Below are 13,702 nucleotides of genomic sequence, written 5' to 3'. Positions count from 1 at the left end.
GTTACATCTTACCGTCCAGATACTTACCTGTTTCTTTATGACCGAAATTGGGGATCATTTTGAAAAATAGGTCGACAAGTTCGGCCTTGGTCCAGTCTCCCTTAGATTTGATTGCCTCAATCTCTTCCTCGAAATATGTAATACTTTCCAGGTCGAGATCCAAATCATTTTTGATCACTCCAAGGTTATTAAATCGCTCCATGTCGATCTTTTCAGTGCTGGTAAAAAACTCTTCGAAGTCTTTTTCACCTGTGGTATCACTGGGTGTAAAGAGACAGGGCCAATCCTTAATTAAGGGCTCTTTGGCCAATTTTCTTGCTTCATCCTCATCTTTACACTCTTTTACCCCATAACCCATTGCCTGCAAATACTTTCTGGCTATTTCGGCAAATGTGATGAGGTGAAGTTCTTCACTCAATTTTGGAAAAAAAATGTCACGATTTTCTCCGAATATACATGACATCAGACATAATTCACCTGACTCCTTTGGGGTAACAAAATAGCGCCTCACATCATTTGGAGCCACAATAGGTTGCTTCTTAGCCAGCCTTTGATTAAAACCAAACAATAGAGAACCATCAGAAAATGCCACATTGGCGAATCGTGCCGTGGAAATGTCAATCTCGACTGACCTTCTCATTAGAAACTTCTCCATTATGCGCTTGGAGCCCCCCATCATGTTGACAGGATTGGCAGCCTTGTCAGTAGACACACAAAAATACTTCTTCGTCCCGTTTTCAATACTTTGCCTAATGGTTTTATCGGTATTGAAAACATTTACTTCGATCATCCTCATCAGTGTGTAGGGGTCTTTCTCGCTACGCACATGTTTGAGGGCCGACAGGTTCAACACATAATCATACTGTCCGTCCTTTTCTATAAATGCATCATACTGCCATGATCCGATATCAAGGGCAAATGTTCTGAAATCACCTTTGATATACCCATGAGAGCTCCTCAAATCACGGACCAACTCTACCAAGTTATTCTCAGAGATATCAACAACATGTAGCTTTTTTGGCTGTCGACTAAAAATCTCATTAACAACTGCTTGACCTATGGACCCACCACCTCCTAAGACCAAAAAGGAAGATTCACCAACCTTTGTGGTTAATTCTTCTTCTCTTTCATTAATGTCTTTAGTAAAAAGGGCCTTATTTCTTCCAACTAATTCTAAGAATCTCATGTATAACGTTAACTTCTTGGATTAAATCAGCTTCGAAAGAAGCTTTAATTTATGGCTTGACCCGTCAGGTAAGCTGAAAATACATTTCTTGATTTAGTGACATTTTTCAAATCCAAGCCATAATAGGCGCTTTGAAGCTCCACTTTAAATTGAGCCCTAACTAGATTTATACTTAATTATTTTTTTATTCACCTCGGTTGGTAAGAAATAGTATTTGGCAATAAAAAAAACAATTGATAAAGTAAACCCAACGAGTCCAAAGAGTATAACCATAATTGCTCTTCGGGGTCGTGACCTTTCTACTGGCACTACTACCTGTTCAATAATGGTAAAGAGAGGTGTGTCTTTTTTTACCTGTATTCTTTGGGTTTCGAGCTGCTGCGCTAACTCCTGAAAAACACTATATGTCAAATCATATTTAGACTGAAGCACCTGTAATTCTGTTTGAGCTATTGCCGTACTAATATTAGCATTTCTGTCACGAAACTCTGCCAATTCTAATTGAACCTTCCTAAATTCTTTTAACTTTTCTTGATAACGCTGCTCTATGAACTCCAATTGTACCTCTGCTTTTTGAATCTTATGGGCTACAATTTTCTTCTGTAGAATAGACATAGCCTGATATACTACCTGCGCAGAAGATAGTGCCTCAGGCATTTCTGCAGATATCTTAACATAGCCATCCAAATCGTTCACGGATATAAATACTTGACTTTTTATCTTTCTTATAACTTCTAACTCTGACTTAGAAATATACACTATACCCTCTTGGCCTACATCGCTTTGATTCAATGGATCGCCTACTTCTGAAGAGCCGACTATTGCATGTCGGAAAAAATCTGATACCTCACCAATGTAGTTTAAAAATTTTTCACCATACCTTGGCTTGTAAAACTTGCTATAATACTCAAACAGTGTAACAGTAGTATCAAGGTCATGCACTGTTATTTCAGAGTTGAGCAATTCTTTTTGATAATGGACGCTTTCAAAAATATTGGGGTAAAGGCTTGGTGAAATACTACTAGCATCGCCACCGTTTATGTTTATTCCAGCAATAGCTGCCAAATTACTCAGACCACCTGGCGCTTTCTCCCCACCAGAGTTTTGTGGCACAAAAGTAACATTAGTCGAAAAATACACAGGGCTTAGCAAAGCTATAATTATCCCAATCAACACGAAGCCCGTAGTAATTGTCAAAATAATTTTTCTAGCGTTTAAAACGAACTTTGCCAAAAAAACCAAATCAATACTCCTTCTGTTTATATCACCATCCATTAAATTTTCGATAATAGTAAAGATTTAACAAAGTAAAATAGTCCAATCCAGTTACTCTACCTATTAACTATTAAAGCCAAAGAACCAGAGACTACAATTACTGGCTGGGCCTACTATCAATTTCTCTCTTAGCATTAAATTCGTCTATAATCTGCTCACACAATAGGCATTAGCCATAAAAAAGTGAGTTAATTAAGTCATCAATTTGTAATCCTGTCAACTAAGAAAACAATAGTAGCAAGACTAGATGTTATAGCCAATACCTCTTGTAAGCTCATCGGTTGCTTTTCCTTCTTCCTACTCACAAAAATTGTTGATCCAGGTTCAATTTTAGGATATTTCTTGAAGAACAAGAATCGCTTTACACCTTGGCGTTCGCCATTTGGGTACTGAACGTAGCTTCTACCACGTTTGGCCGTAATTAAGAAGCCTCCAGATTGATAAATATAGTCTTTAAAATTGAAGGATTTGTCAAACCGTAAGTTAAGTGGTGAAGTCACTTCTCCTGCCACCCGAACGGTCTCCAGTCTCCCTGGGACAGATATAACATCCCCAGGCTTAACTATGAAATCATACTTCGAGCCTGGTTCATTCAGGATTTTAACTAGATCCAATGCTACTGGTTCCTCTTCTTTTAGCTCAATATCCCTTATTAACGAGTCTTGCTCGGCAATATCTTCTATTAAATCTCTTTTTACTCTACTTCCCACCAAGTCTTCCTCGGAATTAACATTTGCCCTATTTTCTACCTTATTTAGTCTTTCAATTAGCCGTTCTTGACTAATATTTTTCAATTCAGACTCTTCACTAAGAAGTTTAGCTCTTAACTGTTGTAAGTATTGCTGAGAAATCTCCCCGTTGGATTTGTTGGAAGAAAACTCAGTCTGTCTAATCAGAATAGCCCCTTCTGGATAGGCATATTGAGTGATTCCCTGGGCTCTCTTTATAATGTCTGATACGCGCTCATCCTTCCTGCTGATAGAATATGTGCCTGGAGCTCCAATCTCTCCTTCAACAGTCACCTGTTGTTGAACCGTATATCCAGGAGATTTCCTAATATACACTTGATCAAATGGTTGTAGTAGTAAATTTCTATCCTCTGTGTCTATAGAAAGACTCTTGTCAATTTGAATAGTTACAATCTCAGCCGTTGTATTAAGATTGGCATCCTTATTTCGTCTTGAAATTTCAACCATCGAACCCGAAGCCCCTTCTGTTAGTCCTCCACCAATAATAATCAGGTCTTGAACTGTCATGGTGTTAAAGAAAGGATATACACCTCCTTCAAGAACTTCGCCAGAGATTGAAACGTAATATTCTTCCTTCAAGTCGTAAATCGAACTAATACGCACCAAGTCCTCTCTCATCAATGGAATATCTTCTATTTGGCTTGACATTAACTTACCTAAGTCTACAGGTACCGTGTTTTGTGAAAAGTCCTCATTTGTTCTATAAATGGTAGCTCTAGTAAGGAAGGCGTCTCCTCTCAAGCCATCAGCCTTTTCGATTAGTTGCTTCAAGGTTAACCCATCAGTTAATTGATATTCACCTTCTCGATAAACAGCTCCTTCAATTTGAACCCTGTTTTTATATCGATCTAGAATAGGAGTCACCTGAAACACATCACCGTCTTTCGGTTGAAATAAGGCAAATTCATCGGAAGTAATGTCTATAACTTCTCGTTCTCTTTGGCCACTTCTTCTCACTGTTACCAACGACCTATAGGCGGTATTGGTAAAGCCTCCTGCATATTCTAAAAGGTCATTGAAACTCTCACCTTCTGTTAATTCAAAAAGGCCCGTTCTTTTAACCTCTCCATCAATTTCAACACGGTTAGTATATGATTTAACCAAAACCACATCGCCACTTTTTACTCGAATATCGCCTTGCTTTATACCCGTAACTAAAAACTCGTATAAATCGACCTCCTTTACCAATTTGTTGTTTCGGATAAGTCTAACCTTTCTAAAGGTTCCATTCTCAGATGGCCCCCCAGCTGCATAAAGTGCTGTAAATACTGTCGAAAGTGAGTTCAATGCGTAATTACCAGGACTATTTACATCTCCCACAATGGCAACGTTGATTGTACGAATTTTACCAAGGCTTACCTGGTAAAAAATTGATGGTGCTTGTCCATTTGTCCCTTTAATTCCGCTGTAAATTTGGCTCAATCGCTCGCCAACCTTTTCGCGCAATTCCGCTACTGTTAGGCCATTCACATAAACAGGGCTTAAATTTTCAGGCCTAACATACCCCTCTGGAGTAACTTCCAAAGCAATATACTGCTGTGTTGCGCCCCATAAATCAATGATTATTTCATCACCTGGGCCCAGCACATAATCGTCCGGAGTTGGAATATTTAGATTAGGAGCAAAGGTTAAAACATCAGAATGAAAAAGATCATAGCCAAAAATATTTTTCTCCTCTTCAGTCAAGTTTTCTTCAGGGTTGTTTCCTCCAAGTTTACCAAAAACATCTCCTTCATTAAAAATTACTTCTTGACGACCACTAGTATTTGTAGGCTTGAGTTCTGATTCAGGATCCATTCCAACGCCCATTCGCAGTTGCTCTACTCTTCTTCTCAATTTCGAAATTTGAGATTCTGGCATTCCGCGTTGGCGCGCCATTGCTTCTAGTTGCTGTTCTGTAAAACCACTATTCTCAGCTTGTTTCATGTAGTTGAGAATGTCTTGATCAGATAAATCATCGACATTAATGGTAGCCAGATTGGCACCTGACAGGCTTTGAGCGTTCTGCGCATGTAAGTGAGCCGCTGAAAACACGGTCAACACCAGTATAATCAACCCAACAAAAATTCTTTTTGAATCCATATAATTCAATATTAGCTCACTAGCTGCACTCTACTTTTTGCTACCTCAGCAACAAGTGAAAAGCCCAGTGACTCTATTGTTAAAATTAGTTTCGTTCCTTTTATCTTTAATAACTCACCCGTTTCGCCACGCAGTGGCCCATCGGTGATTTGTAACTTTTCTCCTTCATGAAAGATTCTTGAAACAGCATCTGCTTCAGGATTTTCACTCAAAAAGTCATCAATTGCTCTTATTTCAGAGTCTCGTACAACAACAGGCTTACCCAACCAAAAAACGGAGCTTACAATTCCCTGATCCTTTAGGATTTCTTGGCGTAACACTTCATCAACTCTTGCAAAAATGTAAGAAGTAAACAAAGGCTCCTTTACTTTCTTCTTCCTGTCAGACCATTGCTTAAGCACAGTTCTAACAGGGCAGAAAATTTCGTAGCCTAAATCACTTAGCCGTTCACTCACCTTTTTCTCATTGCGAGGTTTGGTGTAAAATGCAGTCCAATATTTGCTTTGCGCTTTACTCATTCCACAACAATAGATACTTTTCCTTGGCAAAATCGATTTCCAAAGATTCAGCTTCGCTATAAACCAAATACTGAATCTTTTTTTCAATCAATTTTTCTGCTTTTTGAATTAAATCCGTCAAAAATACTCTTTCTGGATTACCCACAAAAACGAGACTCACTACTTCAGAACTCCTGCCTTTGGCCAGTTCACCAGTTAAGTAAACTCTTTTTACATCACCAAGCTCGGCAACCACCTGATCAATGATACTCTGCAAGCCAGTTTGTTTAAGTAAAATACTCCTAACCTCTTTAAATAAAGGGAAGGTCTGATTGGCCTTGTATAGCTTCTTATTCCCAACTAACTCACTTTCCACCATTCCCGCTTCTTCAAAACGAGATAACTCCAACCTAACGGAATTCGTGCTTTCTTGGAACTCATCGGCCAACCCCCTTAAGTACGACTTACTTTCAGGATTGAGGAAAAGCCTTAGTAGTAGCTTGATTCGGGTTTTAGAAGAAATCAGCGCCTCTAACATGAGTTGGATACAGCTTCGCCTGGTCGGTCACAACTGAGACTTAGCTTTGAGTAGTAAAACTACTCATTCTTTATTCACTTCAAAAAGGGAAACGAAGAATTTTATATTATTCTAGGAAATACTAGTTCTAAAAAGATTAAGATCGAAAAGAGAGCACCTTTTCAATAATGAACGATTGTTGTTCATCATTCATTTCTGTATGTATAGGCAGAGAAACCACTCTTGAACACAGGTCTTCTGTGTTTAGCATATCCCCTTCTTTGTACCCATAGTATGCATAAGCTTTTTGCAAATGATTTGGTACCGGATAATAAATCATAGCTGGAACATCGTGTGCAGCCAAATGATTGACCAATGCATCACGATCTACGCCATCGGCTAGTTTCATAGTGTACTGGTGGTAAACATGCGTGCTAAACTCAGATTCTACAGGAGGTGTAATCCAATCAGCTTTAGAGAATGCTTCAGAATACCTTGAGGCAACCTGATAACGAGCCTCATTATATCCATCTAGGTATTTTAGTTTTACCTTCAATACTGCGGCTTGCATACTATCCAAGCGAGAGTTCACCCCAATGGAATCGTGGTAATATCTTTTGCTTTGACCGTGGTTAACAATCATCCTTAGCTTTGCAGCCAGTTCATTATCATTGGTCATAATGGCACCACCATCGCCATAAGCCCCAAGATTCTTCGAAGGGAAGAAAGAAGTGGCTCCTGCATCGCCAATTGTACCTGCTTTAGATACACTGCCGTCAGATGACGTATATTCGGCACCAATGGCCTGAGCAGTGTCTTCAAAGACTTTGAGATTATTCCTTTTGGCAACTGCCATTAACCTGTCCATATCGGCACACTGACCATAAAGATGAACAGGAACAATTGCCACAGACTTATCTGTAATTTTTGACTCAAGGTCTTCAATATCAATATTGAAGGTATCAGGATAAACTTCTACAAAAACAGGCTTGAAACCTAGTAGCGCTATTACCTCAACTGTGGCCACATAAGTGAATGAAGGTACTAGCACTTCCGCCCCCTTTGGAAAGTTATGAGCCATCATGATGATTTGTAGGGCATCGGTACCATTGGCACATGGAATGACATGCTTGGCTCCAAGGTACTCTTCTAAATTCGCTTGGAACTCATGAACCACTGGCCCATTGATAAATGTTGCTGACTCCAACACCTTATCAATTTCCAACTTAACTTCTTCTTTTATTTTGGTGTATTGACCGACAAGGTCCACCATTCTGATTGGCTCCATCACACTTTATAAAACTCTCTGTACCACGTTACAAATTCGCCAACACCATATTCTAAACTAGTCTCTGGCTTATACCCCAAATTATTGATTAAATCCTGAACATCAGCATAAGTGGCAGCAACATCGCCTGGCTGCATCGGCATAAAGTTTTTTTCTGCCTCCATGCCCAAGCACTTCTCAATGGTAGAAACAAAATCCATCAGTTTCACTGGCGAATTGTTTCCTATATTATAAACAGTGTAAGGAGCTTTTGCCGTACCTGGGTCTGGATTTTTGCCCGACCAATTTGGATTGCCCTTTGGCGGATTGTCATTCACCCTAATTACTCCCTCAACTATATCATCTATGTAAGTAAAGTCTCTCGACATTTCACCATTGTTGAAAATGTTAATTGGGTTTCCCTCTAAAATCGCCTTAGTGAACAAGAAGAGCGCCATATCAGGACGACCCCATGGGCCATAAACGGTGAAAAACCTCAGGCCTGTTGTTGGTAGGTTGAACAAATGGCTGTAAGTGTGCGCCATTAATTCGTTGCTCTTCTTACTTGCAGCGTACAAGCTTATCGGATGGTCAACATTATGATGTATGGAGAATGGCATTGTTTCATTCAGCCCATACACAGAAGAACTACTTGCGTATGACAAGTGCTCGACACTATTGTGCCTGCAAGCCTCAAGAATATTGACAAAACCAACAATGTTACTATCAACATAAGCCTGAGGATTCTCAATGCTATATCTTACACCGGCCTGTGCAGCCAGATTAATTACATTGTCGAACTTTTGTTGCTTAAATAGATTGTTAATTCCTTGTTGGTCTTCAAGGTTCAGCTGTATGAATTTATAGGCATCATAAACGGTACTAGAAACAAGTTTACCATATGAAATAGCATCCTTCTCAATGCCAGTAAGCCCTAAGCGACCATACTTAACCCGTAAATCATAGTAATCATTAATGGAATCTAACCCAACTACTTCATCGCCTCTTTCCAATAGCTTCTTTGCTAAATGAAAGCCTATGAAACCGGCTGTTCCAGTAATTAATATTTTTGCCATTACAGTCTTGCGGTTACTAATTCTTTAGGAAGGATGGACTTCACATCATAAATAACCTGACTAGAGGAAAGCGTATTTGCATTGAGTATTTCTTTAAACTCATTGTGTGCCACAGCTAAAACAATTCCGTCATAATCACCAATGCTTATCTTCTCCTTTAGGTCTATCCCATATTCATGCCTCACCTCTTCAGCATTTGCCCAAGGATCATAAACATCTACCTTCACCTCAAATTCACCTAGCTCCGTCACAATATCTATGACCCTAGAGTTTCTAATATCGGGACAGTTCTCCTTGAAGGTAATTCCGCATACTAAGACTTTAGAATGATTGATAACCTTGCCTTTTTTCATTAACAACTTCACCACTTGGCTTCCTACATAGGGACCAATGCTATTATTAAGTCTTCTACCTGAAAGGACAATTTGAGGGTAGTAGCCAGCTTTTTTTGCCTTTTGAGCTAAATAGTAAGGATCTACACCAATACAATGGCCTCCTACCAAACCGGGTCTAAACGGAAGGAAGTTCCATTTAGTACCTGCAGCTTCTAGCACGTCTACAGTATCAATATTCAACTTGTTGAATATCATTGCCAACTCATTGACGAAGGCTATATTTATATCTCTTTGCGAATTCTCAATTACCTTTGCAGCCTCAGCTACTTTGATAGATGCGGCCTTGTAAGTACCAGCAGTTATCACTGATTTGTACAATTGATCTACCTTCTCTGCAATTTCAGGTGTAGAACCAGAAGTAACCTTCAGTATTTTGGTAACAGTATGTTCTTTATCTCCTGGGTTAATCCTTTCTGGCGAGTACCCGCAGAAGAAATCCTTGTTATATACTAGCCCCGATTTCTCTTCTAAAACTGGAACACAGTCTTCTTCCGTTGCCCCAGGATAAACCGTTGATTCATAAATCACAACATCTCCAGCTTTTAATACTTTTGCCACTGTCTCCGAAGCCTTAACCAGAGGTGTTAAGTCGGGGTTAGAATCACTATCTATTGGCGTAGGAACAGTAACAATAAAAATATTACAATCCTTAATATCTTCTAAGTTACAAGAATTGAAGAGGCCTTTAGAAGCATCCTTTGTGGATAAAACAGACTTCAACAAGTCATCCTCAACCTCTAAAGTGTGGTCGTTACCAGCGTTCAATTCTCTTACTCTGGCTTCATTAATATCAAAACCAACCACGTGGTACTTCTCTGCAAAAGCTACTGCAAGAGGGAGTCCTACATAGCCTAATCCGATTATGGCGATTTTGTCACTCATGACTAGTATACCCGAAAGTACGGGTTTAGTAAATTGTGTTTGTTATAGATTAATTCAACACCTTCTGGAGTTACTACCCTACCACCCATTGCAGAAATAATCGCATGAGCAGCGGCAGTATCCCACTCCATGGTAGGGGCAAATCTAGGATAAATATCTGCTTTTCCTTCAGCAACCATCATGAATTTTAGGGAACTTCCCATTGAAACTATTTCTGGGGCATTTAATTTATTCAAGAAACTTTGTGTTTCTTCATTGAGGTGAGAACGAGAAGCTACCACCTTCAGTCCTTCCTTTTTCTCATCAAAAGCAGATATTTCATTCAGCTTGTCTTCAACTCCATTTGTTGATTTAAAGCCGCCCTTTTCACTAATTCCGTAATATTGAACACCCAAAACTGGAGCATCTACCACACCAATTATTGGTTTCCCATTATCTATAAGAGAAATGTTAACCGTAAACTCTCCATTACGCTTAATGAATTCCTTTGTGCCGTCTAAAGGATCCACTATCCAAAGCCTTTCCCAGTTTTTTCTTTCTTCGTAGGCTGTATGCTTGCCTTCTTCACTTAAGATTGGAATACCCGTTTTTTCAAGGTGCGAGCAAATGACCTCATGTCCCTTCTTATCGGCCTTTGTTAAAGGAGAATCATCTGACTTCATATCTATACCAAAGTCTTCAGATTCATATATTTTCAGTATTTCCTTACTTGCATGGCTCGAGGCTTCTCGAGCTATTGATAATAATTCGTCTAATGAATAACCCATTACACAATCATTCCTGCGGCTACAGTTTCGTTTGTAGCCTCATCGACAAGAATTAAAGCACCCGTAGATCTGTTTTTACGGTAACTGTCATTCATAATTGGCTTAGTTGTTCTTAAAGAGACTTTTATGATATCATTCAAGGTGATTTTATCATAAGATTCTTCCTTATGAAGCGTATTTATATCAAGCTTATAATGAATATTTTTAACCATCGCTTTCACCTCGTTCGAAGCATGCATTAATGTATACTTAGACCTTACTTGGGGCCCTTGTGGAGAAAACCAGCAAAGCATCACATCAACATCTTGAGAAACATTGGGCTGATTACCAGTTTTCACAATCATGTCCCCTCTTCCAAGGTCTATATCATCTTCAAGTGTCATGGCAACACTCATTGGAGCGAAAGCCTCTTCAATTTCTTCTTCCATTAAATGGATTTGCTTCACCTTTGAGGTAAAACCTGAAGGTAAAACAGTCACCTCATCACCTTTTTTGAAAATTCCACCAGCAATTCTACCGGCATAACCTCGATAATCATGATATTTATCGCTCTTTGGCCTAAGTACTGTTTGAACAGGAAACCTTCCATCAATGTGATTGTAGTCGCTAGCTATGTGTATTGTCTCCAACGTATTCAACAACGTGGCGCCCTCATACCAAGGCATATTCTCAGACCTGTTAACCACATTATCGCCATTCAAGGCGCTAATAGGTATAAACCTAATATCCTTCACATCAAGCTTAGCCGCAAAGTCTTTATAGTCAGACTTAATCTTCTCAAAAGCCTCTTCACTGTGATCAACCAGATCCATTTTATTCACGCACACCACAATGTGAGGAATCTGAAGAAGGGAAGCGATAAAGCTATGCCTACAAGTCTGCTCAACAATGCCTTTTCTTGCGTCAATTAAAATCAAAGCTAAGTTAGCCGTAGAGGCTCCCGTAACCATGTTTCTTGTGTATTGAATATGGCCTGGAGTATCAGCGATTATGAACTTTCTTTTTGGAGTAGCAAAATACCTATAGGCCACATCAATCGTAATCCCTTGCTCTCTTTCGTCTTTCAGACCGTCCGTTAGCAGCGCTAAATCCGTATGTTCCAAACCGCGTTTTTTACTAGAACTGGCTACGTGGTCGAGCTGATCCTCGAAGATAGATTTACTATCAAATAGCAACCTTCCTATTAACGTACTTTTCCCGTCATCAACACTGCCCGCTGTAGTGAAGCGCAAAAGCTCCATATCTAAGTAAGACTTTTCCATTAGAAATACCCCTCCTTCTTTCTGTCTTCCATTGCTGTTTCAGAGCGTTTATCGTCTGCTCTGTTGCCACGCTCTGTTTGGCGCGCGGCAGCCACTTCACCTATAATTTTTTCTACCGTATCTGCTCCAGACTCAACTCCACCAGTAATGGTAATATCCCCTAGTGTTCTAAAACGAACCTGCTTATTCACTACCTCTTCTCCCTCTCTTAACTGAATGTATTCAGACATTGGCAGCCAAGAATTATTTCTCCAAATGACATCTCGGTTATGAGCAATGTAGAGAGAAGGAATATCAATATTTTCGGCCAAAATGTATTGCCAAACATCCATCTCAGTCCAGTTGGAAATAGGGAATACTCTGAAATGTTCACCAAAATTCTTTTTACCATTATACAGATTCCAAAGCTCTGGACGCTGATTTTTCGGATCCCACTGGCCAAAATCATCTCTGTGTGAGAAGAAGCGTTCTTTCGCACGTGCCTTTTCCTCATCTCTTCTGGCTCCTCCCATCAAAGCATCAAACTGATGCTCTTCAATAGCATCAAGAAGAGTCGTGATTTGAAGCCAGTTTCTTGAAGCATCTTTACCAGTTTCTTCCCTTACTCTACCTTTATCAATAGACTCTTGAACAGACGGAGCAATTAGTTCTGCGCCTATCTTTTCTGCCAAATTATCCCTAAACTGAATCGTCTCGGGGAAGTTGTGACCAGTATCGATATGAACCAATGGAAAGGGAATTTTAGCTGGCCAAAAGGCCTTTCTAGCCAAATGTGTTACAACAATTGAATCTTTCCCCCCAGAAAACAAAATTCCGGGTTTTTCGAACTGTGAATACACCTCTCTGATAACATAAATCGCTTCCGATTCTAGCTCTTTAAGGTGGGTTAAATTATACTTCGACATTTTGTCTGAGTGATATTTTTGATTCTACTACTTTTAATAACTTTTCAAGCGACTCTTGTGGGCTTTCCCCTGCTGTCTTCAGTACAACATCAGGATTTTTTGGCAACTCGAAAGGGGAATCAATCCCAGTGAAGTTCTTAATCTGACCTTCTCTCGCCTTTTTATAAAGCCCTTTTACATCACGCTGCTCGCAAATTTCTATAGGGCAATCCACAAAAACCTCAATAAACCTATGTTCACCTACTAAATGCTTAACCCTATCCCTATCCTCCTTAAACGGAGAAACGAATGAAGAAAGCACCACAATACCTGCATCTACAAATAACTTCGAAACCTCGCCAATGCGCCTAATATTCTCAACTCTGTCTTCATCCGTAAAGGCCAAATCATTGCATAGTCCATGTCGGATATTATCTCCGTCCAAGGCATAGGTTTTAAAACCAGACTCATGCAGTTCATTCTCTAGTAAATTCGACATTGTTGATTTACCAGAACCAGACAATCCAGTAAACCAAACAACTATTGGTTGTTGTTTCAAAAGCACTTCTCGCTTTTCTCTATTAATCTTAAAGCTTTGCTTTGTAATGTTTTCTGCAACGCTTTTTGCCCGCTCTAGCCTTTTCCTTCTTTCTCGTTTTCTATCAAGACCAAAATTTAACCTATACCAAACACGTTCATGCAGGTAGTATAAAATCATCTTGGTGATAATCTCAGCTGCGCCAATCTTTAATCCTGTAACAGGACTCCCCGATATCACCCAAGCAAGCAACATTGTGTCCAATGTACCCACAATTCTCCAGGTAACGGATTTTGCAATATGCCTAAGCCTACTATCTACCATG

At 39.6% G+C, this 13,702-nt stretch carries 12 protein-coding genes; all 12 read right to left on the bottom strand.

What is annotated here, in order from left to right; all coding sequences use genetic code 11:
- Position 1: 1 nt before the first annotated feature.
- The 12 genes from BMW98_RS04730 to cysC all read right to left on the bottom strand — a co-directional run bounded on the left by BMW98_RS04730 (position 2) and on the right by cysC (position 13,701).
- On the bottom strand, positions 2-1,186 hold the full coding sequence (locus tag BMW98_RS04730; protein ID WP_090257336.1) for a UDP-N-acetylglucosamine 4,6-dehydratase: 1,185 nt from the start codon (positions 1,184-1,186) through the stop codon (positions 2-4).
- Between the two features lie 156 nt (positions 1,187-1,342).
- Positions 1,343-2,461, bottom strand: a complete 1,119-nt coding sequence (locus tag BMW98_RS04725) for a hypothetical protein (protein WP_090257334.1) — start codon at positions 2,459-2,461, stop codon at positions 1,343-1,345.
- 200 nt (positions 2,462-2,661) lie between these two features.
- Positions 2,662-5,292 carry an SLBB domain-containing protein gene (locus BMW98_RS04720; protein ID WP_090257333.1) on the bottom strand — a complete coding sequence of 877 codons (2,631 nt, stop codon included), beginning with the start codon at positions 5,290-5,292 and terminating at the stop codon, positions 2,662-2,664.
- A gap of 11 nt (positions 5,293-5,303) precedes the next feature.
- Entirely contained in the window at positions 5,304-5,810 is a 507-nt protein-coding gene (locus BMW98_RS04715) for a UpxY family transcription antiterminator (protein ID WP_090257331.1), read from the bottom strand.
- Positions 5,803-6,327 carry a helix-turn-helix domain-containing protein gene (locus BMW98_RS04710; RefSeq protein WP_090257329.1) on the bottom strand — a complete coding sequence of 175 codons (525 nt, stop codon included), beginning with the start codon at positions 6,325-6,327 and terminating at the stop codon, positions 5,803-5,805. The genes BMW98_RS04715 and BMW98_RS04710 overlap by 8 nt, the downstream gene beginning before the upstream one ends.
- A gap of 136 nt (positions 6,328-6,463) precedes the next feature.
- Entirely contained in the window at positions 6,464-7,594 is a 1,131-nt protein-coding gene (locus BMW98_RS04705) for a DegT/DnrJ/EryC1/StrS family aminotransferase (RefSeq protein WP_222843602.1), read from the bottom strand.
- Complete coding sequence (locus BMW98_RS04700) at positions 7,594-8,649, bottom strand: NAD-dependent epimerase (RefSeq protein ID WP_090257327.1); 1,056 nt, start codon at positions 8,647-8,649, stop codon at positions 7,594-7,596. Before BMW98_RS04700 ends, BMW98_RS04705 begins: the two co-directional genes overlap by 1 nt.
- Entirely contained in the window at positions 8,649-9,926 is a 1,278-nt protein-coding gene (locus tag BMW98_RS04695) for a nucleotide sugar dehydrogenase (protein WP_090257326.1), read from the bottom strand. Before BMW98_RS04695 ends, BMW98_RS04700 begins: the two co-directional genes overlap by 1 nt.
- 2 nt (positions 9,927-9,928) lie before the next feature.
- Positions 9,929-10,693 carry a 3'(2'),5'-bisphosphate nucleotidase CysQ gene (gene cysQ, locus BMW98_RS04690; protein ID WP_090257324.1) on the bottom strand — a complete coding sequence of 255 codons (765 nt, stop codon included), beginning with the start codon at positions 10,691-10,693 and terminating at the stop codon, positions 9,929-9,931.
- The gene (cysN, locus tag BMW98_RS04685; protein ID WP_090257323.1) at positions 10,693-11,955 is read right to left on the bottom strand and encodes a sulfate adenylyltransferase subunit CysN; all 1,263 of its coding nucleotides are present in this window, start codon (positions 11,953-11,955) and stop codon (positions 10,693-10,695) included. Before cysN ends, cysQ begins: the two co-directional genes overlap by 1 nt.
- Complete coding sequence (gene cysD, locus BMW98_RS04680; protein WP_090257321.1) at positions 11,955-12,860, bottom strand: sulfate adenylyltransferase subunit CysD; 906 nt, start codon at positions 12,858-12,860, stop codon at positions 11,955-11,957. The genes cysN and cysD overlap by 1 nt, the downstream gene beginning before the upstream one ends.
- Positions 12,847-13,701, bottom strand: coding sequence for an adenylyl-sulfate kinase (gene cysC, locus BMW98_RS04675; RefSeq protein WP_090257319.1), 855 nt, complete (start codon positions 13,699-13,701; stop codon positions 12,847-12,849). The genes cysD and cysC overlap by 14 nt, the downstream gene beginning before the upstream one ends.
- Position 13,702 lies beyond the last annotated feature (1 nt).

It is taken from the genome of Roseivirga pacifica (genome assembly GCF_900111145.1).
Lineage (GTDB): Bacteria > Bacteroidota > Bacteroidia > Cytophagales > Cyclobacteriaceae > Roseivirga > Roseivirga pacifica.
This window is presented reverse-complemented; position numbering and strand designations above follow the sequence as displayed.